We start from the raw sequence: 21,719 nt of genomic DNA, 5'->3' as shown, positions 1-21,719 counted from the left end.
CGTCCACCTTCAGGATGTCCTTGTCACGAGGCTGATATGCGTACCTCCCCTTCGATCCTGGCGGCCCTGGCCCTGGCCCTCGGCGGCTGCTCGCTGATCCCGGACTACCAACGCCCAGCGCCGCCGGTTGCTGCCCATTACCCTCAAGGCCTGGCCTACGCCTCGGCCGCCGGCACCGCGGGAGCCGACTGGTCCGGCCTGTTCCAGGACCCCTTGCTGCAACAGTTGATCCACAGTGCCCTGGACAACAACCGCGACCTGCGGGTGGCGGCGCTGAACGTCGCGGCTTATCAGGCCCAGTACCGCATCCAGCGCGCCGACCTGCTGCCGGCGGTATCGGCCAGTGTCAACGGCAAGCGCCAGCGGCTGCCCGAGCAGATGACCGGTGGCAAGGCGCTGATCAATTCCAGCTATGGGGCGAACCTGGGCATCAGCGCCTACGAGCTGGATTTCTTCGGCCGCATCCGCAGCCTCAGCCAACAGGCGTTGATGACCTACCTGTCCAGCGAGCAAGCCCGGCGCAGCGCGCAGTTGAGCCTGGTGGCCAATGTCGCCAGTGCCTACCTGACCTGGTGCGCCGACCAGGAACTGCTGGAGCTGACCCGCAAGACCCTGGCCGCGGATGAGCAGAGCCTGCGTTTGACCACACGCAACGGCCATGCCGGGAAGATCTCGGCCCTGGACGTGGCCCAGGCCCGCACCCGCGTCGACAGCGCCCGGGCCAACCTGGCCCGCTACCAGCGCCAGGTGGCCCAGGACCTGAACAACCTGACCCTGTTGGTGGGGGCGCCCCTCCCCGCCGACCTGCCCCAGCGCAGGCTGGCCGAAGGCATGCTGGCCCAGGTGCCCGCAGGCCTGCCTTCGAGCCTGTTGCAGCGACGCCCGGACATTCTCCAGGCCGAGTACCAACTGCAGGCCGCCAACGCCAACATCGGCGCGGCCCGAGCGGCGTTCTTCCCCAGCGTCAGCCTGACTGCCAATGCCGGGAGCTCCAGCAAGGAGCTTTCCGGGCTGTTCAAGGGAGGGGCTGGCGGCTGGACCTTTCAACCGCAGATCAACCTGCCGATCTTCAATGCCGGCAGCCTGCGCGCCAGCCTGGACTACGCCCGGCTGCAGAAGGACATCAGCGTCGCCCAGTATGAAAAGGCGATTCAGACCGCCTTCCAGGAAGTGGCCGACGGCCTGGCCGCTCGCCAGACCTATCAGCAGCAATTGATGGCCCAGGGCAATCTGGTGCAGGCCAGCCAGGACTACTACAACCTGGCCGAGCATCGCTATCGCATCGGCGTGGACAGCAACCTGGTGTTCCTCGATGCCCAACGCTCGCTGTTCAGCGCCCAGCAGGGCCTGATCAACGACCACCTGGCGCAGCTGCTGGCCGAGGTCGACCTGTACCGGGCCCTGGGGGGCGCCTGGAGCGCAGCACCGAGCCTGGCCGGCACCCAGGCACAACCCTGACGCGGTCCTCGGCTTGAGGTCCGAATTGAGGTTCTAGGTTGGAGGGGGAAGTAGCGGCTAGCGGGGGATGTTGAACGCATCGAACCTGAAGTGCCGACCCGGCCAGCCAAGGGCAGTAGGCAGAACACGGACCGGGCAGGCAGGTATTGCGATGTTGCAGCCCGCCCTGACCAGAAACCACCACTGGGCATGGAGCCTGTGGTGGCTGGCCGGGCGAACGGGGCAATTCTAAGCAGCGGTCCTGGCAACGTATGTAAGAAAATTCTTATTCCTGCATATCCTCAGTCGCGCAATCGACGGGGATAAAACCAGAATCTTCCAAGAATGCTCGGGACCGCCGCTGTCGCCCGCGGTCAACGGGTGCCCGGCACCAGATCAAGGATCTCCTCGATGCCCAGGCAACGGGGTTCCACCTCCAGGGTCCGGCCATGTTCGAGAATGCCCACCGCCACATCACGCATGGCCATGTAGGCACTGCGCAGCATGTGGTTGGCGTAGATCACCGCGTTGAAGCCGGCTCCTTCCAGCTCGTCGAAACTCAAGTGGGCATAACTGGTGGGTACGCAGATCAGCGGCACCCGCGGGCATTGGCGACGGAACTGCCGGGCGAATTCGAGAATCTCCAGGCCGTCCTTTTTCCGACTGTGGATCATGATCCCGTCGGCGCCGGCGGCGACATAGGCCAGGCAGCGCTCGATGGCGTCGTCCATGCCCTTGTCGAGGATCAGGCTTTCACAGCGCGCGATGATCAGCAGTTCTGCATGGCTGCGGCTGGCGCAGCCCACGCGGATCTTCTCGCAGAATTCCTCGATGCTGTCCTGGACCTGGCTCACGGCGGTACCGAACAGGGAGTTCTTCTTCAGCCCGCACTTGTCCTCGATGACCACCGCCGAGACCCCGGCCCGGTCCAGCATCTTCACGTGGATGGCGAAGTGCTCGGCCTTGCCCCCGGTGTCGCCGTCGAAAATCATCGGCAGCGAACAGACATCGAAGATCTCGCGAATGCCGTGCAGGCGGTTGCTGGGCGAGAGGATCTCGATGTCCGGCAGGCCCTTGTGGGTCGAGTCGGTCAGGGAACTGGACCAGATGGCGTCGTAACTCAGGCTGGGCCCGGGCCCGCGCTCCAGCCTGGATTGTTCGGCCAGCAGCGCCGAGATCGGGCTGTGGGCTTCAAGGACCCGCAGACAGCGCTTGCGGCGCAGCAACTGGCTGAGGTGGGTTCGGCGAATATCAGCGTCCTGCATGGGATTCACGCGCCTCTTGTGAGTAGGAACAGCGGGTTGGCTGCGGCGGCCAGGCCTCAGGGATGGGTCATGTCCAGGGCCACCACATAGCGGTCGAAATCCGCGGCCGAAACGTAGCCAAGCTGTTGCGCCACCTCCCGCAGGGACTTGCCCTCCTGGTGGGCGGTCTTGGCGATGATGGCCGCCTTGTCGTAGCCAATGTGCCGGTTGAGGGCGGTCACCAGCATCAGGTTCTTCTCGATGTTGGCCTCGATCCGCGCCCGGTTGGGCTCGATGCCCACTGCGCAATGGTCGTTGAAGGCGCGGCAGGATTCGGCCAGCAAGGTGATGCTTTCCAGCACGTTGTGCACCATCACCGGCTTGTAGACGTTGAGCTGGAAATTGCCCTGGCTGCCGGCAAAGGCCACGCTGGCGTCGTTGCCGAAGACCTGGGCACAGACCATGGTCAGCGCCTCGCACTGGGTCGGGTTGACCTTGCCCGGCATGATCGAAGAGCCCGGCTCGTTCTCGGGAATGTCGATCTCGCCGATGCCGCAGCGCGGGCCGCTGGCCAGCCAGCGCACGTCGTTGGCGATCTTCATCAGGGCCATGGCCAGGGTACGGATCGCCGCCGAGGTGTTGATCAGCGCGTCATGGGCCGACAGGGCGAAGAACTTGTTGGCGCAGGACTTGAACGGGTAGCCGGTGAGCTCGGCGATGATTCGCGCGCACTCGTCGCCGAACTGCGGGTGGGAGTTGAGCCCGGTGCCCACCGCCGTGCCGCCGATGGCCAGGTCGTAGAGGCCGCCGAGGTTGAGTTCGATGGCCCCCAGGGCGTAGTCGATCTGTTCGACCCAGCCGCCGATTTCCTGGCCGAGGGTGATCGGGGTGGCGTCCTGCAGGTGAGTCCGGCCGACCTTGACCACGTCGCGATACTGCTGGGATTTTTCGAACAGGGTGTCTCGCAGGGTTGCCACCCCGGGCAGCAGGGTCTCGAAGATTTCCGTTACCACCACCATGTACATGGCCGTGGGAAAGGTGTCGTTGGACGATTGCCCACGGTTGACGTGATCGTTGGGGTGGATGGGCTTCTTGCTGCCCAGCTCGCCGCCGAGCATCTCGATGGCCCGGTTGGCGATCACTTCGTTGGCGTTCATGTTGGACTGGGTGCCGGAGCCGGTCTGGAACACCACCAGCGGGAAGTGATCATCCAACTGCCCGCTGATGACTTCGTCCGCCGCCTTGACGATGGGCAGCGCGATGGCTTCAGGCAGTTCGCCAAGCTTGAGGTTGGCCAGGGCCGCGGCCTTTTTCAGGATGCCCATGGCACGGATCATCGGCGCGCCCCACTGGAAGCGCGAACGGCCGATGGGGAAGTTGAGGATGGAGCGCTCGGTCTGAGCCCCCCAGTACCTGTTGGACGGTACGGAAATGGACCCCATCGAGTCGGATTCAAGACGCATGTTCATGGTTCTCCAGTCTTTGCTATGCAGTGCAATCAGTCATGGGAGGCCGGGCCGTCGCCGCGCCCGGCATCGTTTGCAGGGGCCCTACGCCTTGAGCACGGAGGCCATTTTTTCCAGGTGCGCGCAGGCCCGCACCACGTACTCGTCGGAGAGCGCGGCGATGCGCCGGTAGTCGATCTGCTGGCCGGTGGCCTGGGTGTAGAGCTTCAGGGCGTCGGTGGCGTGGCGGAAATGCCGAGCCTCGACGGCGCCGCAATGGACGCTGAGGAAGCCGGCGATGCGGTTGGCCTCCCCCGCCGGATAACCGCAGGACTCGCGCAGCCAGTTCTTCCACAGCGGTGTCATCAGGTTGTATTCGCCGGTGTTGAACAGCTCGGTCAGGGCCATCATCTCCAGGGCTTCCACCAGGTTCGGCGCCAGGGGGCGTTTCTCCCCGACCCAGGTGGAGAACTCCTTGGTGATGGGGTTCAGGTACTTGTCCTGCAGGCGCCAGTTGTCGGAGCCGCAGATGGCCGAGGCCATGCGGTGGTACAGCTTGGAATGGTGGGGATGGCCGTGCATTTCACCGAGGCCGACGTCTTCGACGATGATCTCGCCGCAATGCCGGGCGGCCTCCAGCAGCTTGAGCTTGTTGTCGTCGCCGGGCAGGTCCGCGGACTCCTGCAACAGCCGCACGATGATGCTGGACACGGCGTGAGCCGCGCCATCAGGGCTGCGCCAGCCGCAGAAAAAGGTGCACAGCGAATCCTCGGACCAGCGGCTGGATGTCATGCGCTGATAGGTCTGGCAGTAGCCGTCCAGCTTGTCGGGATGGTTTTCAAAGCCGGTCAGCAGGGCCTCCACCAGATTCCGGTCTTCGACATCCACCAGGGCCTGGTGCACGTAGCCGATGAACGCTTTGCGGGAACTCTCCATGTCTCTCTCCTGTATTTATTGTTCACTTCACGGACAGCAAGACGAGCGACGCCACCCGGGCCACCACAGGGGCGCGGGAACAGCGGTGATGACGGTGCAACGGCGGGCGACTTGAAGCGCCGTCAGTCCATGACGATGGCCGACATGAACTGGTTGAAACGGCCCAGCCCCTCGATCAACTCCTGGTACTCGACGGCGTAGGAAATCCGGATGCAATGCGGGTCGCCACACCCCGAGCCCGGGACCACGGCGATATGCGCCTCGGTCAGCAGCAGGTCGGCCAGGTGCTCGACATCCCGCACCTGCTCGCCGCGGTAGTAGCCCCCCAGGCGGGAGGAGACATCCAGGTAGAGATAGAAGGCCCCTTCCGGTGGTGCGTAGCTGATGCCTTCCAGGCGATCCAGGTAGGTGCGGGCAGCGTGCAGCTGCCGTTGCAGGAACGGATTGACCTGGTCGGCGAACTGCGATGAATCGGCGTTCAGGGTGTTGAGCGCGGCGTATTGGGACAGGCTGCTGGGGTTGGAGGTGGTGTGGCCCTGGAGGTTGTGCATGGCCGCGATCACCGGCGCCGGGGCGCAGGCGTAGCCGATCCGCCAGCCGGTCACTGCCTGGCTCTTGGAAAAGGAGTCGATCAGCACGGTTTGCGGTTTCAGCGCCGGGAACAGCGAAAGGATGTTGTGATGCTCATGGGGCTCGCGCACCAGGCCGCGATAGCACTCGTCGAACATCACCCAGAGCCCCTGGTTGAAGGCCAACTGAGCGATCGCCAGCAGTTGCTGGCGTTGATAGACGGTGCCCGTGGGGTTGTTGGGGGTGTTGATGACGATCATCCGGGTGCGCTCGCTCAGCGCGCCCTGCACCGCCTCAAGGGTCAGCCGGTAGTCGTCGCCCCGGGTCTCGACCAACACGGGCGTGGCGCCCGCCAGGCGGATCTGGGTGGGAAAGGTTTCCCAGTACGGGGTCGGCACGATCACCTCGTCACCGGGGTTGAGCAGCACCATGCAGGCGTTGTACAGGGCCTGCTTGGCCCCGGCGGTCACCGCCACTTCATTGGCCGCAAAAGTCACGCCGGTGCGCTGGCTGACCTGCTGGGCGAGCTTTTCCCGCAGGGCCGGCAGGCCAATGGGCGGGGTGTAGCGGTTGCGCGCGTTTTCGATGGCTTCAATGGCTCCGGTGCGCATGTCCTGGCAGGCGTCGAAGGACAATTCACCGGCGGCGAAGTTGATCACCTTGACCCCGCTTTCCTTCAGGGCGTTGGCTTTGCTGCGCATGCTGGACGTACCGGGGGCACTGAGGCCCAGGGCACGCTTGGACAAGGAAAATCGGCTTGCAGTGGCTTCGCTGTTATTCATGTTCTTACCTGCGAAAACGATCTGGAAACAAGGCGCCCCGAATTCGGGAAACACCCTGTGCAGCCAACCTGGATGGGGGCTCCAGCCAGGTCTTCTTACATTCTGATGACAGTCAGAATGTCCGGCCAATACCGTTTGCGTCGTGATTGATACTGCAAAAGTAAGAAATATCTGATGGCCGCGAGGCCCCTGCCGCGAGCCCGGGCGCAGAACGCATCAGGCCCGGGCAGAACAGCCCCGGGCCTGATGATTCAAGGGTCGACAGCAAGCATCAGCCAGGGCTGGACAATGCCCGAGCATCGGCGTCCAGGCCGCGCTGCACGTACCAGGACAGCGGCAGCGTCAGCAGCAGCGTGGCGGCCAGGGCCATCACCGCCAGGGGTATCCCGGTAACGTCCCCCAGGCTGCCGAACAGCACCGGGGCCAGCGCCCCGCCACCGATGGTGCCGGTATAGAACAACGAGAACGCATGCTCGCGTTTGCCGGCCCCCGCCAGGTCCGGCACCGCGCCGTACAGCACCGAGGAGGTGCCGTTCAGCGCCAGGCCCAGCAGGGGCAACATCAGCATCAGGCCGTTGTAGGGCAGAAATACCGCCAGCACGATCAGGCTGGCGGTGGTGAATTCGGTGATCCACACCGTCTTCATCATGCCGATGCGCGCCCCCAGGTAACCGCACAGCAACTTGCCGAAGGCACCACCGACAAACAACAGGGTCAGGGCCAGGCCGATGCCCGCGGTGCCGGCGCCCTTGGCCTTGAGCAAAAACGGCAGGAAGGTCAAAAAGCCCATGCGCACTGCACTGTCCAGGGTGCCGGTAAGGATCAACGCACGCATTCCGCTGGCCGAGCCTTGGCCCTTGACCGCCTTGGGCGCCTTCTCGCTCATGGCCGCGGTGACGGCCCGGGAGGGAATCAGCCACCACAGCAACAGCGCGGCGGCCAGCCCCAGGAGGCCGATCAGGGTGACACTGGCGCGCCAGCTGATCACCGTCAGTAACAGGCCCACCAGGCCGGGGATCAGGGTCTTACCGATGTCCCCGGCAAAGTTGTACTGGGACAGGGCCTCCTTGACCCCGCCTCCGGCTTCATGGGTGTCGGTGATCAAGGAAGACGCCAGCGGATGCTGGGTACTGGCCCCCAGGCCGCCCAGCAGCAGGGCCAGGAGCAACACGCTCAAGCCCCCGGCCTGCCCCGCCAGCAGGTAGGCCAGCCCGGCCAGCGCCGTGCCGCCCACCAGCAGGCGCTCGCGGCCCCAGCGCTTGGCAGCACGGCTGGCCAGCAGTTGGAACCCGGCCATCATCCCGGAATAGGCCCCGCGCAACAGGCCGATCTGGGCATAGCTCAGGGCGAACTGCGCCTGCCAGATCGGCAGCAGCACGTAGATCACATCGGTGAGACCGTCGTGTACCGCATGAGCACTGCAACCGGCCACCAGGGACCGGCGGCGTACCGAAGTGTCGGTGGCCGGCATGGCCTCCAGGGAGGCGCTGTGTTTCAGGTCATTCATCTTGGGGGCGGGCTGCGAGGTCGAAGGGATAGAAATCAGTCACAGGATAGGCAAGCCTGGGCCAGCCACAAGCCCCGTTGCCAGGGCCGGGCCGCACGCCATCAGCGCAACAACTGGCTGCAGTCGCGCATCACCCGGGCCTTGCGCTGCAGGTATTCGCAGAAGATTTCCCGCGCCACCTGGGGGTCGACACGCACCTGCATGGCATCGACGAATTCCTCGACCGCCGCCACCGCATGGGCGAAGTGGTTGCTCTCGGTGCCGCCGGTGTGCACCGTGACCCAGGCCACGGTGGTCCGGGCCTTTTCCGCCGGTACGCCCATGTCGCGCACGAACCATTGCTTGTACAGCGGGTGGATGAACTCCACTTCACCGTGGGTATAGACCTCGTGGATCAGGGTGGTCAGCAGGCCCTGGAGCAGATCGCGGTCGCGCAGACGGCGGAAGTCGGTCCAGTCCTTGAAGCCTTGCGCCGAGGGCAGGCAGTTTTCCTTGAGCAGCCACTGATCGTCGCCGCAGATGGGCGTTGCCATGTTGTAGAACAGGTCTGAATGCAGGGTGTTGCCCAGAGCGCCCAGGTCTTCATCGGTAATGCGCTGCAGGCTGCCGCAGGCACGATAGAGGCCGTCGGCGGCTGCCGAGCCCTGGCCCGAGCGGGCCAGCAAGGTGATGCGGTTGGCCAGGCCGGAAACGCTGGTGGCGGAATTGTTGGTCTTCGACCAGCTGGCAAAGAACTTGCGCAGCACGGCAGGCGCGTGGCGGCGCGAGGTGAGCTTCTCGAAGGCACTCTCGATGTCCACCAGGGCGTTCTCTTCGCTCCAGAACGCCTCGAACAGCGCATGCTTCAAGACACTGGCCGGCATGTCGTTCAACACAGGTTCGACAATCTTCAACAACTGGCTCTGCCGGGTCAGTACGTTATTCATGGTCACCTCACGTATTCCTTGTTGGATGATGCATCTAGGGGGTTCACCAGCCTGGGATCGGCGACCGGTGCTTCGGGTTCGAGGGGCTTCCAGCCGCCCCAGGCAATCAGCAGCGACAGCAGTTGGAACACCACGATCAGCGCCACACAGCCCTGCCAGCCCCAATGGCTCCAGAGCAGTGCCGGGACCACAGCGCCGAAACTGCCTCCCAGGTAATAGAACGTCAGGTACAGCCCCACCGCCCCGGCCTTGTTGTGGCGGGCGGTGGCGGTGGTAAAGGAGTTGGCGGCGGCCTGGGCCATAAACACCCCGGTGGAACTCAAGGCCAGGCCCAGCACGATCAGCCACAGCGAAGGCAACAGGGTCAGGGCCGAGCCGCCGACCCCGAGCAGGGCCGCGACCTTGAGCAACTCGGCCTGGGGCCGGGATTTGCTCAGGCGGCCGGCGATGGGAATCACCACCAGTGCCAGCAGGAATACGCTGTAGATGGCCCCCAGGGCCGCGGCGCCCAGGTCGAAGGGCGGCAGGCTGAGGTAGAGCCCGGCGTAAGTGAAGGTGGCCACCTGGGAGAACAGCACGCAGAAGCCCACGCCATAGGCCGCCAGCAAGGGCCGGCTGCACAGCTCGCGCAGATCCCGCATGCGGTTCTGTGCACGGCGGCTGACCACGGGCGCATTGGCCGGCAGCAGGAAATGGATGGCCACGCCGATCAGCAGACTCAGGCCGGCCAACAGCGCGAAGGCCTCGCGCCAGCCGACGTACTCGGTCATGAAGCCGGTGACGAAACGTCCGGCGAAACCGCCCAGCACGGTGCCGGCCACGTAGAGACTGGTGACTTCGGTGACGGTGCCGCCGCTCCAGCGATCGCCGATGTAGGCCACGCTGGTGGCGAACACCACCGGGATCAGCATGCCTTCGATAAAACGCCAGAACAGCAACTGGGCAAAGCTGCCGGCACAGGCCGCCAGCAGCGCCGGCAGCGCCAAAAGCAGGGACGCCAGGACCATCACCGAGCGCTGCTGGAAACGGCCGGTGAAACGGCTGACAAAAGGTGCGGTGATGGCCACCGCCAGGGTGGTCACGGTGATGCTCCAGCCCGCGTCCCTGATACTCACCTGAAAGCTCTGGGCGAACTCCTGAAGAATGCCCTGGGTTGCATACAGGTTGAGAAAGGCCGCACAACCGCACAAAAACAGGGCGATGCGAGCACAATGCTGGCGCGGACTCATGAAACCTCTCGTTTTATGACGAAAGGCCTTTATAAAATACCCCGCGCCCCCAAGACCAATACCGATTTACGACCGATCAATACCCAGGGAACAGGATGCTCGATCTACGCAAGTTGCGTTACTTTCTGACCGTCGCCGAGGAGCTGCACTTTGGCCGTGCCGCCCTGCGTCTGCACCTCGCGCAACCGCCGCTGACCCGGCAGATTTCGGCACTGGAAGCCGAACTGGGGTTTCGCCTGTTCGACCGCACCAGTCGCACCGTCTCCCTCACCGCCCAGGGCCGGCACTTTTTGCCTTACGCCCGGGCCGTGCTGGAACAGGTGGACCTGACCCAGGTCATGGCCAGCAAGCTGGCCAAGGGCAGCGCCGGGCAACTGGCCCTGGGCTACGCCAGCTCGATCGCCCTGTCGGACCTGTTCAGCCAGGCGATCCAGGCCTTCGCCCAGCGCTACCCGGACGTGCAACTGACCCTAGTCGAGGGCGCGTCGGTCAGCCAGTGGTCACAGATCGTCGACGGGCGAATCGATATCGGCATGAGCCGGATGCAGCCACCCAGCGAGCAGAGCGAAATCCAGGCCCTGTCCCTGGGGGACGAACCCCTGGTGGCGGCCATCTCCAGCGACAGCCCCCTGGCCGCCCAGGATCAGGTGACCCTTGCCGAGCTCAGCGAACACCCGTTGATCCTGTTTCCGGCGGACTACGGCTCGGGGCTCAACGAGGCGATCGAACAACTCTACCGGCGCAACGGCCTGCCCCTGCGACCGGGCCCCAGCGGCCGGCAGATCACCTCGATCATCGCCCTGGTCGCCGCCGGCCGGGGCATTGCCCTGGTGCCCCGCTGCACCCAGACCCTGGCCAAAAAAGGCGTGACCTACCGACCGCTGACGGACCCCGGCGCCACGGCGCAACTGCTGGTACTGACCCGCAAGCAAGGGCGCAGCCAACTGGTGGACGCCTTCATGGGGGTGCTCGACGAATTGCTCCAGGCGCAACCGCAATCTGTGGGCGCTAGCGGCATGCCACCCGGGCCTCTGCCCCACCTCCAGCGATGAGCAGATCGTTGCCATTGACGTCGCGGCCCACGAACTCTCTGCTGTAGGCATGCACCTGCAAAGGTCTGCTAGACACTTCGACAGTCTTGGCGACTGGTCAGCCGCTGATGCAGGCGTATATTGATAGTGTCGATCCAGGTAGTTGAGGCGATAAAAGGTCGCCAATGGTGGGACAAGCGAGAGTGCTGGGGGCGCTAGCGGATAACCCGAAACGCTGGAGGTGCACATGAGGCAATATCAACGACTCTTTCTGATCGCAGGTCCCACCATGCGTCACTCGCCGGCGATGGAGCGGGCAATCGCCCTGGCCGACGCTACGGGCGCCGCGCTGCATATCGCAGTGTTCATCGAAGACTTCGACCTTATGCGGTTAATGAGCAACAGCGAACAACTTCGTGAGAGTTGCCGGCAGGAGAACCTGCAGTGGTTGACGGATGAGGCCGAACTCATGCGCAGGCAGGGCATCAACGTGACCACCGAAGTTGCAGTGACCCGTGACCCGCTGCAAGCAATCCTTGAGCATGTGGCTGAAATGCAGCCGGACCTGATTATCAAGGACGTACATCATGAATCAGCGCTCAAACGCGTATTCGTCACACCTTTGGATTGGCAGTTGTTGCGTCAATGTCCGACCCCCTTACATCTGGTCAGCGAAGTCAGGTGTCCGCTTCCTCGGATGATTGTGGCGGCGGTTGATCCATCGCATCCAGAGGGTCAGATCAGCGGAATCAACGACAGCATCATTCAGGCGGCGAACGAACTGGCGACGCAATGTGAGGCTGAATTGCACATGCTGTATGCCTATGAACTGACACACACACACTTCTCTGATGCGGGTGCCGGCGCCGTGACGATGCCAGGCTTCAGCGACGACGTGCGCCGGTCACTTGAAAAGTGCTTCATTGCCTTGGCGGAACGCCATGGCGTGCCACCTGAGCGGCGACACTTCATTGCAGGGCCGCCAACCAAAGCGATGGCCGAATTTGCCACTCATACTCGAGCAGATGTCTTCGTAATGGGAAATACCCATCACAAAGGGGTGGACAAGCTTATTGGCAGTACTACGGAGCATGTTCTGCATCAGGTGCCGTGCAGCGTTCTGGCCATCACGGGATAAGCGGATCAATGAACGAAAAAACCGCCACTATCGCAGCCGGCTGTTAGTGCTGATGTGGTTTTGACCCAAGTTGCGGACTTGCGCTGCCCCTTGGGTGGTCTGTGATAACGACGCTTCTGTTGGGTAAAGAAAATCACCAGAAAACCTTCCATTTTCACTTCCTCAGCGCGTACCGGTCATTTGGTAGGACAGAAGTCCTGCGGCGTGCAATGAAACCGAGCCGAGTGAACACAGCCATTTGCCCTCCTGAATCAGGGCAGCTGTCTCGGTGGAAAATGTGGAAAAGGTGGTCAGGCCGCCACAGAAGCCCGTGATGATCAGCAGGCGCCATTCAGGGCTTAGGGGGATGTGGCCAAAACGCGATGGCCAGGCCAATGATGCCGCCACCGACCATGTTCGCGACCACAGTGCCTGGCAGAATCGAGGGAAACAGGGCGTTTAACTTCATGCCCAAAAGCCAACGCCACCAAGCACCCACTGATGCGCCTAGAGCAATGACTAGAAGTGATTTCAACATGGTGCGTGTCTCCTCTGGGCTGAAGTGGCCGAGGAGATGCGAATAACCGCGTACTAAGACAGGGAGCTGATATGAGGTTTTGAGTCACCATCCTGCCCTAAATTGGCGGACAGGGAGGCACACCTACGCACCCCATCCAGGGTTCACGTAGGCATCATCAGCACAAAGGCGGTTGAAGGAGGAATACCCTCTTCTGTTTTCATGCCATGGCAGCCACTGTAAGACTTTCAAGGTACAACGAGTTCGTATGAACTGGCTTAATGAGTTTTGACACCTCAATCGAACGCTATGGTGGCGCTCAGATTCGAGGTGTATCTCTACCGCCCCCTGGTCTACGCGGCGCAAATCGCAAGGAAAAACCACGACATGAAGATTCACGACCTTTTTTCCGCCCCCAGCTTTCGTAGACGCAGACCCGTTTGCAGCCCTCTTTTCCTCATCGTCATCAATGTCTAATTAAATGCAGAAAACGTGTGCATGAACATAAACAGCAAAGGTGACCGTCGACCGTTTTTTATATTCCTCATCTTTTTGCGCCTGGGACTGACCTCATTTGGCGGGCCCATCGCACACTTGGGGTATTTCCGCGATGAGTTCGTCACGCGCCGGCAATGGCTGACTGAGCGTAGCTATGCTGACCTGGTCGCACTTTGCCAGTTCTTGCCAGGCCCCGCGAGTAGTCAGGTTGGTATGGCGCTGGGACTCTCCCGTTCGGGCTACTCTGGGGCGCTGGCCGCCTGGGCGGGTTTCACGCTGCCCTCGGCCATCCTTCTGATCCTGTTTGCGTTAGGTATTTCCAACCATGGCGATATCATCGCGCCTGGCGTACTGCACGGCCTGAAAGTCGTGGCCGTTGCGGTGGTCGCTCAAGCCGTATGGGGAATGGCACGGAATCTATGCCCTGATGCGTTGCGTATCACGATCATGGCGATTACGACGTGTGTGGTGCTGTTGGTTCCGTCTGCATGGGGGCAGATCGGCTCAATTGTTGTCGCGGCTTTTGCCGGCGTGCTTTTATTCAAACCAGCTCGCGCCGCCGAACATGATCCACTGCCTATAAAGGTCGGTTACCGAGCAGGTTTGTTCTGGTTATCACTGTTCTTCGCTTTGCTGGTCGGCTTACCGATAATGAGCCAGATGCTACTCAGTCAGACGCTCTCCATGGTAGATGCATTTTATCGCTCCGGGTCTCTGGTGTTTGGTGGTGGTCATGTGGTGTTGCCATTGTTGCAGGCCGAAGTAGTGCCTTCAGGCTGGGTCAGCAATGAAACCTTTCTTGCCGGGTATGGTGCAACGCAGGCTGTTCCTGGGCCGCTTTTGACCTTCTCGGCATTTCTAGGTGCGTCGATGAGCGTCGAACCCTCTGGCTGGGTCGGCGGGTTCATTTGTTTGCTAGCCATTTTTCTGCCGTCGTTTCTATTGATCGTTGGTACGTTACCGTTTTGGGAGCAACTGCGGCGCAGCGTACATATCCAAGCAGCGTTGCTTGGGATCAATGCGGCGGTGGTTGGTTTGCTTCTAGCGGCGCTTTATCAGCCTGTATGGACGAGCGCGATCCTTAAGCCACAGGACTTCGGTTTGGCATTGGTGTGCCTGGTCGCGCTGATGTTTTGGAAGCAACCGCCCTGGTTGGTGGTGATCGGTGGTGGTGTAGCCGGATGGGTGCTGAGTGCCATGCTTTGACAGTCTTTCAAACTCCGTAGGGCTTTCTCGTCCAGTTGGAATGCCCTTCTATAGCGTCCTTGCCATGGTCAGGGAGTTGGCCAAGTCGGTAATCGAGAAGCAGCGCGGAAAGCATCCGCTCTACGCGTTCCCGCTTGGCAAGCCTGATGGCGAGGGGAATGAAACGACGTTCCACCACATGAATGACTCAGCCTGGAAGAAGGCCAGGGTCACTTGGAAAGTCACGATGGCAGAAACAACTGCGGTGAAGGGCTATGAATCCGCGCGGAGCGGCTCAGTTTGGAAAGCCTCATGCTCGTCTCGTGCCTGGTTTCCTAGATAGATCCATCAAGCTGTGACGTTGTCGCCTCCCCCGACCGCCAGGAGCAGCTCGGGCAATACCACACCAGCACTTCCTTTCAGCATTATCTCGTCCGCGCCAACCCATCCAACCTCCTCAAGGTTGACATGGATCACCGCAGCCCCGGCTGCGAGCGCCATTTCAGGAATGCCAGCTGCCGGCATGACTACGCCGGAAGTCCCCACAGAAATCAGTACATCACAATCTCTCACGAGCCGTACTGCGGACCGCCAGGCGTCCTCGGGCATCTTCTCCTTGAACCAGACCACCCCTGGCCGAAGCCTTTCGTTGCAATGCTCACACCGAGGAGGCTCGATCCACTGTCCTTCCTCAGAAACCCTCAGCTGGTCAGGTGTTAATTCGCCTGGCCGGTGACACGCAAAGCATTTCGCGTCCATCAAGCTGCCATGAACATGAACCACGTCCAATGAACCTGCACGCTCATGCAGGTCATCGATATTTTGGGTAATGACGGACACCTCCCAGCCGGCATCTTGAAACCGGGGAATGCACAGGTGGGCCGCGTTTGGCTTTGCCCCGCTGACCTGGTGCCGCCGCCACAAGTACCAGCCCCATACGAGAGCCGGGTTCTCCCGAAAGGCGTCCGCTGTTTCCAGGCGTTGAGGGTCGTGCTTCGCCCATAACCCAGTTAGTTTGTCGCGAAACGTCGGTATTCCGCTCTCAGCCGAGATACCAGCACCCGAGAAAAAAACGATTGTCTTGGACGCACTTAAAACATCAGCAGCTCTTTGCATTTGGCTCACGAGACACCCCTCGGCTCTGCAGCGACGGATACTGTTCAGTAAACACGGGAAAGACCTATGACCCTAGTTTAGGCACTCGCGGCTGAGCGGAAAATAAAACGCATTGACCCAGGCGAATACGATCATCCTGGCGCAGCACAACCCTCTGGGTCGCTGCGACCCTGCGATCGGGCCTGCGTGACGATGGCCGCATCCCAACGAATACGGCCACGGACTGCATCAACTTACGGACGAATCCAGGCGGGAGCTGCAGCCGGCTGCCAGACCGGTACGTGCGGTCTCGGCACAGGTCGCCAGCCCCGCATAGTGAATGCCCAAGCCGGAAATTCCGGGACCGTAATGCGCGTACTTGCCGGAGTTGGTCATCAGTGAGCGGGCGTTGGGCTTGAGCAGCGGTTTTTCGATCACGCACCAGCAAGTGTCGGTCATGAACTCCACGCCGAAGGCTGCCAGGACATCGATCGCACCGGCCGCCTCGGCCTGCTCGAACACCGTCCTGCCGCAGGTAACCATGATCGAGACCTGCGGGTGCTTGCGCTGACCGGCGCACAGTTGTGCCAGGCGCTTGAATTCGTCGAGGGAAAAATGCGGGTTGCCCAGGGAGATGATGTCCACCTGTCGATCATCAGCCGAGTTCAGTGCCTGCCAACTGCGGTACAGGTCGTCACGGCTGACCCTGATGGTTTCCAGGGGGTGGGCAAGAACCTGTAGCGTCGCCAGGGACAGCGCTTCCGGGGTGCCCCCGAAGCCGCGGATACAGCGACTCGTCGAAATCCGCCAGCTGCGGCACCTCGATCACCACCGCCGCCTGGGGATTCTTGTCGATATGGCAGCCGCGTGGGCCCTGGCCGCGTGCCGGATTGCACGCAAAGCCTTGAACCGTTGAGCCCCCCATAAACCTCTGACGTGACCCGACAGCTTGCATTGTCGGGTCCAGCAGCCTGAGTTGCGTGATAGCCAACACGCTGACGGGGTCAGCACTGCCACTCTCGAGCAGGATGGTTGATGAACACGGTCTTTGATCGGCGAAAGGCGTTGAGCCCGCACAGACCTACGTCGCTTCCGAGCCCCGACAACGTCCATCCATCAACCGTCAACGCCTCTTTGTAAATCAAAGGGTTGTTGACCCAGATCAGACCTGCCTCAAGCCGATCTGCGGCCGTGATTGCTTCGGCCAAATCGCCGGAAAACAATACAGCCCCCTGCTTGCAGGGTGAACTATTAGCCAGCTCCAGGGCTTCATCAAAGTGCCGCACACGGCGAACGGCGGCTACTGGGCCAAAACATTCCTCATGGTAAATATCCATGTCATCGCTGAGCTCGGTAAGAAGGGTTGGTTCATAAAACCAGCCAATAGGGTGATCGGCGGGTATCTGTCCACCACAGACTCGTGTCGCCCCTTTGGCCAGTGCATCCTCCACAAGGCCCATCACTTTTTTTCGTGCTTCCTCGCTTACCAACGGTCCAATCTCCGAGTAACCACGGCTGTAACCAGTACGCAGCGCACGAACACCTTCTGCAAACCTCTCGACAAATGGGTCGTGTACTTCATCCACGACAAAGAATCGTTTTGCCGAGGTACAGGTCTGTCCACCCAGACGAAACGCGGCAGTGACCGCACAGGCTGCTGCAACATCCAGCAATGCGTGTCGCGAAACGATCACCGGAGCACTGCATCCGGTCTCGATCACACAAGGTTTCATCAGCTCCGCACAAGTCACGGCTACGGCGCTAGCTGCTGCGGCACCGCCACTAAAGGCGACAACGTGAGTAGCAGCAGACTGCACCAGCAATTGTGCCGTTAAGCCATCCCCAGGAAGACAGGAAACCAAACCCGAAGGCAATCCTCTGAAGTACTCCATGAACTTCAAAGTACAGAGTGCAGCGGTCTCTGCAGGTTTCACTATGCAGCTGTTACCTGCGGCCAATGACGCCGCTACGGTTCGGCACATCAATAGCAGCGGCTGACTGACTCCGAGAATATGCACACTGATTCCATAAGGCTCATAGTGCCTGTGTTGCAGCGTCAGAGACCGCAAACTACTGAGGACGTCATTGGACTCTTCACTGGCCAGTTCGGCGTAGTGTCGAAAAACCCGTGCACAACCGGCCAGCTCAGCCATAGCGTCAGAAAATGACCTTCCCGTCTCCGCCCCCATCAGGCAAGCAACCTCAAGGCCATGCTCAACTGACTGCTCGATGGTCTCGGCGACTTCATGCAGTAACCGGCCACGCGCCCTGCCGTCGAATGCTCGCCACTCGATGCGTGCAGCGTCGGCGACGGCGATAGCCGCGTCGACGTCGGCTTTATCACATAACGGGATGACTCCAATGCGCTCCAGCGTCGCCGGATCGAAAACTTCCCGTGTGCGACGACTAGCAGAAGGCAAATACCCAGGATTGACGAAATACAGAACCGCGTCAGCGTGAGCAGTGTTCATCGAAGCATCCTTGTTCAAGTCATTAAGGGTATCCGTCAACATCAAGAAAAGCGGACCACCCAGACATGTTCTCCATAGGGACCCACCGGCCACAGCCGGACCAGTCACTAAGGACGGACGCTACCAAGCTCCAGCTGACAATTCGATTTCACAGAGCTTACCTTCAGGTAACCAGATAATTGACCGTGGCTAGAACGCTAGGGGGCAATGCTTTCCAAGGCTTGCAGGTAGTGATCCAACAGCAGGTTTCCTGCTTGGTCGGGGCGAGTGATCACCGAAAGCTGAGTACAGTATCGGTAGTGCTCCGGACACAAAGCACGCATGCGTTCAGCATCGACCCAACGCTGAGCGTAATGGCTGGGCAGATAGCCAATGTATTCACCACTCAGAATCAAGAACGCCACCCCCTCGCGATCGCTGGACGTCGCCATTACCTTCAGCTTCTTGGAGTACTTGATGACCTCCGGTTCCTGGGATTGAGCGATGGTGACCGCGTCACAAAGGGGTAAGCGTTCGAGGATCGAGCTTTCATCCTCAACCCCGAACAGAGGGTGTTCATGGCTGCAATAAAGCTGCGACTCCTCGGCATACAAGGGTCGATAGTCCAAGCCATTCACTCTGTGAGTAGTGGGTATCGCGCCAATGTGGAAATGACCATCGAATACGCCGCGGGCCACGCTGCTTGGCGTCGTCATATGCACATTGACCTGAATATCGGGCCCTTTGGCCCTGAGAATCTTGAGTGCCTCAGTCATTCGCATGTGAGGCGATGTCACCAGATTGTCAGTAATTCCAATGTTGAGCTCCCCCCGCAGTTGAGTGGTGGCGGAATTCACCTGGGTGCGAAAATTGCCTATGGCCGCGAACAACTGGAGTGACGCGTCGTAGATGCTCTGCCCGGCAACCGTCAAAGCGAAACCACTGCGCCCACGTTTGCAAAGACAAACACCCAGACGGCTTTCCAGATTGGCCATGCTCAAACTGATAGCCGCACGACTGATATTCAGCTCTATCTCGGCAGCGGAAAATCCGCCGCACTCAACCACCGCGCGAAACACCCGCAGCAACCGAATATCGATGTCACTTACCTGACCCACTCTCATAAGAGACCTCCGCAGCCAAGCCACAAGGTTCAGAACATCCAGCGAGCCGGCACTATAGAGGTGCCACCGCCCTTGTCGCCATGCTTCAGCAGACAGATCAGAAACGGCTTAGATAGGTAAGCCTCTGGTTACCTGAAGGTAAGACAAGAGCCATTCTTTAATTCCTTCGAGTTACGTAGCTTGGTCCTCCTGATCCGGCCGATAAATGTCGGCTTGGATTGCGTATTGAGTTCATACATCAAGCAAGGAGCATGACGATGAAATCGATGGCAGGAGCAACGGCTCTGGTATTGATGCTCAGTTCATCACTGGCGGCTTATGCCGATCAGGAGATCCGCATAGGTGTAGCCGGCCCCTTCACCGGCAGCTACTCCAGGCTGGGCGCGCAGGTCTGGAACGGCACCAACGCAGCGGCCAAACAGATAAACGCCGCGGGCGGCATTAACGGCAAATTGATTGTCCTGGTCAAAGGAGACGATGCCTGCGAACCCAAGCAAGCGGTGGCGGTAGCCAACCGGATGATCGATACCGACCATGTACAGGCCGTCATCGGCCACGTCTGTTCCTCCTCCACCCTCCCCGCCTCGGAGATCTACTCGGACGCCAACATCCTGATGATGACTCCTGCGTCTACTGCCAACACCATCACTGAACGTGGCCTGGACACCGTGACCCGAATGGTCGGACGCGACAGCCAGCAAGGTGAGGTTGCTGCCAATTATCTACATGAACAACTCCAGGCCAAACGCATCGTCATCGTGCATGACAAGGACTCCTACGGCATGGGAGTAGCTCTGGCCGTACAACAGCGCCTGGGAGAAATGGGGATCAAACCTGTCCTGTTCGAAGGCCTCACACGCGGCGAGAAGGATTTCAATGCCCTGGCCACCAAGATCAAGGGCTTGCAAGTGGACGCGGTCTTTTATGGTGGTGTCGCCGTGGAGGCTGGCACCCTGGTCCGACAGATACGCGAGTCGGGGGTCGACGCTCCCTTTGTGGCTGGCGATGGCATCGCCTCCGATGACTTTCCGGTTGCGGCCGGTGGTGGGCAGTTCATCAAGGGGGTCTTGATGGTCTTCGGCCAAGACGCACGACAAAATAGTGAAAGCCAGATGGCAGTAGCCGCGTTGCGCAAGGAGGGATTCGAACCTCTGGGATACACGCTGTATGCCTACGCGGCGCTTGAAGCCATTGCTCAGACCATGCAAGCCACCCAATCCCATGACGGCGCGGTACTGGGACAGTGGCTAAGGGACAACAGTGTAAAAACCGTTGCTGGCAATAAGCGCTGGGACGCCAAGGGAGACCTGGCGACGCCTGACTTCGTGATGTATCGCTGGGATGATCAGGGCGAATACAGCGTCTTGCGCTGATTTTTTTGTGGGGCGCCAAGATCAGGCGCCCCAAACAGAATGCCGCGCATTCAGCCAATGTCTTCCACAGCCTTTACTCGGGCGGTGCTCAGGGGTAAGGGCAAGAAATACACAATCCCTAAACTCCACCCGACAGGCTGTTACTACCCGAACATATCGGCCGCCCGCCACATTCGTTGTCAGAAGGACGCTGCCGTTAAACCCAAATCGCCCCCCCTAGCTGCTGATACAACGCCATGGGCAAGCTGATCCCCTCTTTCTGCGCCCGGACCCAGGCTTGCTGCTTGGCTTGCCCAGGTGGATGGACGCCCAAACCTTCCAGACGCTGCATCTGCTGTGCCAGGCGGCTCTCGAACTGCTCGTCGAGCAGGTGCGGGGCGATAGCGATCACCAGCAGCCCCGCACCCGGCGATTGCCCGCCGCGGCGAAAATCCGGCGCATCCAGCGACCAGTTGGCACCGCTGACGCCGCCGGCGAGCACTTCGACCAGCAAGGCGATATTGGCCCCGCGACTGCCGCCGAATGCCAGCAAGGCACCGTGCATGGCCTCCCGGGCACTCAGGGTGGCAGCGCCCTGGGCATCCACCGCCCAGCCTGCGGGGATCGTCTCCCCGGCCTCGGCCGCCTTGAGCAGGTTGACGAAGGCCGTGGCGCTGCTGGCCTGGTCGATCAGCAGCAGGCGCCCGTCGCCGCAAGGGGCGGCGAACGCCAGGGGGTTGGTCGAATACATCGGCTGGCGCTGACCGGCCACGGTCAACAACGGCGGGCCATTGCAAAAGGCCAGTGCCACCAGGCCTTCGCTGGCCAGACGCCGGGGGTAGTAGCCCAGCTCGCCACAGGTAAAGCCGCTGTGCTGGGCAAACAGGCTGATCCCCAGCTGCCTGGTGTTGTCGCACAAGGCGCCAAAGGCCCGCTCGAACCCCAACTGCGCGATGCCCTGGCGCGCATCACAACGGATCATCGCCGGCGCCACTTGAGTGATCAGCGGCTGAGCAAGGCCCGCTATGCGCCCGCTGGCAAACCCGTTCAGGTAATCGCCCAAATGCTCGAAACCCACACTGGCCAAGCCATGGCCATGGGCCGATACCGTGGCTTCGGCCAGGGCCTGGGCCACTTCCTGACTGCTGCCGGCATCGAGGCAGCAGCGCTGGGCAAACGCCCTGGCCTCGGCCAACGACAGGCACTTGAACGCTGCACCTTCTGACATGGGTTGCTCCCTGACGCTGTTCCACAACTGCCCAGGCGACCAGGCT

At 61.2% G+C, this 21,719-nt stretch carries 18 protein-coding genes, 1 pseudogene and 1 riboswitch; of the genes and pseudogenes, 5 read left to right on the top strand and 14 right to left on the bottom strand.

Features of this window, described 5'->3' with window-relative positions; all coding sequences use genetic code 11:
* The first annotated feature begins 36 nt into the window (after window positions 1-36).
* Entirely contained in the window at window positions 37-1,458 is a 1,422-nt protein-coding gene (locus WIN67_RS11155; protein WP_300238337.1) for an efflux transporter outer membrane subunit, read from the top strand.
* A gap of 353 nt (window positions 1,459-1,811) precedes the next feature.
* Here WIN67_RS11155 and aepX read toward each other — a convergent pair whose 3' ends face one another.
* The 7 genes from aepX to WIN67_RS11120 all read right to left on the bottom strand — a co-directional run bounded on the left by aepX (window position 1,812) and on the right by WIN67_RS11120 (window position 10,076).
* Window positions 1,812-2,702 (bottom strand): phosphoenolpyruvate mutase, encoded by an 891-nt coding sequence (gene aepX, locus WIN67_RS11150; protein ID WP_110652615.1) that lies wholly within the window; start codon window positions 2,700-2,702, stop codon window positions 1,812-1,814.
* A 56-nt stretch (window positions 2,703-2,758) separates the two neighbouring features.
* Complete coding sequence (gene fumC / locus WIN67_RS11145) at window positions 2,759-4,144, bottom strand: class II fumarate hydratase (RefSeq protein ID WP_110596843.1); 1,386 nt, start codon at window positions 4,142-4,144, stop codon at window positions 2,759-2,761.
* An 87-nt stretch (window positions 4,145-4,231) separates the two neighbouring features.
* On the bottom strand, window positions 4,232-5,062 hold the full coding sequence (locus WIN67_RS11140) for a hypothetical protein (protein ID WP_102882422.1): 831 nt from the start codon (window positions 5,060-5,062) through the stop codon (window positions 4,232-4,234).
* Window positions 5,063-5,184: 122 nt separating this feature from the next.
* Window positions 5,185-6,414 (bottom strand): pyridoxal phosphate-dependent aminotransferase, encoded by a 1,230-nt coding sequence (locus WIN67_RS11135; RefSeq protein WP_213665031.1) that lies wholly within the window; start codon window positions 6,412-6,414, stop codon window positions 5,185-5,187.
* A gap of 271 nt (window positions 6,415-6,685) precedes the next feature.
* A complete protein-coding gene (locus WIN67_RS11130; RefSeq protein WP_102882424.1) occupies window positions 6,686-7,921 on the bottom strand; it encodes an MFS transporter in 1,236 nt (411 codons plus the stop codon).
* Window positions 7,922-8,022: 101 nt separating this feature from the next.
* Window positions 8,023-8,847, bottom strand: a complete 825-nt coding sequence (locus WIN67_RS11125; RefSeq protein ID WP_339071226.1) for a hypothetical protein — start codon at window positions 8,845-8,847, stop codon at window positions 8,023-8,025.
* 2 nt (window positions 8,848-8,849) lie between these two features.
* Window positions 8,850-10,076, bottom strand: coding sequence for an MFS transporter (locus WIN67_RS11120; protein WP_339071225.1), 1,227 nt, complete (start codon window positions 10,074-10,076; stop codon window positions 8,850-8,852).
* A gap of 95 nt (window positions 10,077-10,171) precedes the next feature.
* Between WIN67_RS11120 and WIN67_RS11115 the strand changes: the two genes are divergently transcribed.
* Window positions 10,172-11,128 (top strand): LysR family transcriptional regulator, encoded by a 957-nt coding sequence (locus WIN67_RS11115; RefSeq protein ID WP_102863606.1) that lies wholly within the window; start codon window positions 10,172-10,174, stop codon window positions 11,126-11,128.
* 226 nt (window positions 11,129-11,354) lie between these two features.
* Complete coding sequence (locus WIN67_RS11110; RefSeq protein ID WP_339071224.1) at window positions 11,355-12,245, top strand: universal stress protein; 891 nt, start codon at window positions 11,355-11,357, stop codon at window positions 12,243-12,245.
* A 5-nt stretch (window positions 12,246-12,250) separates the two neighbouring features.
* Here WIN67_RS11110 and WIN67_RS11105 read toward each other — a convergent pair whose 3' ends face one another.
* Together WIN67_RS11105 and crcB are read right to left on the bottom strand one after the other, a co-directional pair.
* Complete coding sequence (locus tag WIN67_RS11105; RefSeq protein ID WP_170002285.1) at window positions 12,251-12,397, bottom strand: hypothetical protein; 147 nt, start codon at window positions 12,395-12,397, stop codon at window positions 12,251-12,253.
* A 10-nt stretch (window positions 12,398-12,407) separates the two neighbouring features.
* Window positions 12,408-12,762 (bottom strand): annotated as a pseudogene (crcB, locus tag WIN67_RS11100) (fluoride efflux transporter CrcB).
* A 141-nt stretch (window positions 12,763-12,903) separates the two neighbouring features.
* Window positions 12,904-12,965, bottom strand: a riboswitch (Fluoride riboswitch).
* Window positions 12,966-13,239: 274 nt separating this feature from the next.
* Between crcB and chrA the strand changes: the two are divergent.
* On the top strand, window positions 13,240-14,445 hold the full coding sequence (gene chrA, locus WIN67_RS11095) for a chromate efflux transporter (protein ID WP_110652611.1): 1,206 nt from the start codon (window positions 13,240-13,242) through the stop codon (window positions 14,443-14,445).
* A gap of 327 nt (window positions 14,446-14,772) precedes the next feature.
* On the opposite strand, the gene WIN67_RS11090 is transcribed toward chrA, so the two are convergent.
* The 4 genes from WIN67_RS11090 to WIN67_RS11075 form a co-directional block, all read right to left on the bottom strand.
* Window positions 14,773-15,549: an NAD-dependent deacylase gene (locus WIN67_RS11090; protein WP_339071223.1), complete on the bottom strand. Its 777-nt coding sequence runs from the start codon at window positions 15,547-15,549 to the stop codon at window positions 14,773-14,775.
* Between the two features lie 219 nt (window positions 15,550-15,768).
* Window positions 15,769-16,305, bottom strand: a complete 537-nt coding sequence (locus tag WIN67_RS11085; protein WP_339071702.1) for an aconitase X — start codon at window positions 16,303-16,305, stop codon at window positions 15,769-15,771.
* A 218-nt stretch (window positions 16,306-16,523) separates the two neighbouring features.
* Window positions 16,524-17,990: an aldehyde dehydrogenase family protein gene (locus WIN67_RS11080; protein WP_339071221.1), complete on the bottom strand. Its 1,467-nt coding sequence runs from the start codon at window positions 17,988-17,990 to the stop codon at window positions 16,524-16,526.
* Between the two features lie 197 nt (window positions 17,991-18,187).
* Window positions 18,188-19,093: a LysR family transcriptional regulator gene (locus WIN67_RS11075; RefSeq protein WP_110596821.1), complete on the bottom strand. Its 906-nt coding sequence runs from the start codon at window positions 19,091-19,093 to the stop codon at window positions 18,188-18,190.
* A gap of 251 nt (window positions 19,094-19,344) precedes the next feature.
* Between WIN67_RS11075 and WIN67_RS11070 the strand changes: the two genes are divergently transcribed.
* Window positions 19,345-20,466, top strand: coding sequence for a branched-chain amino acid ABC transporter substrate-binding protein (locus WIN67_RS11070; RefSeq protein ID WP_339071220.1), 1,122 nt, complete (start codon window positions 19,345-19,347; stop codon window positions 20,464-20,466).
* A 196-nt stretch (window positions 20,467-20,662) separates the two neighbouring features.
* On the opposite strand, the gene WIN67_RS11065 is transcribed toward WIN67_RS11070, so the two are convergent.
* On the bottom strand, window positions 20,663-21,673 hold the full coding sequence (locus tag WIN67_RS11065) for an Ldh family oxidoreductase (protein WP_339071219.1): 1,011 nt from the start codon (window positions 21,671-21,673) through the stop codon (window positions 20,663-20,665).
* Window positions 21,674-21,719: the final 46 nt, after the last annotated feature.

This window comes from Pseudomonas idahonensis (genome assembly GCF_037903935.1).
GTDB lineage: Bacteria > Pseudomonadota > Gammaproteobacteria > Pseudomonadales > Pseudomonadaceae > Aquipseudomonas > Aquipseudomonas danubii.
The sequence above is the reverse complement of the archived record's forward strand: the minus strand, read 5'-3'. Positions and strand labels throughout refer to the sequence as shown.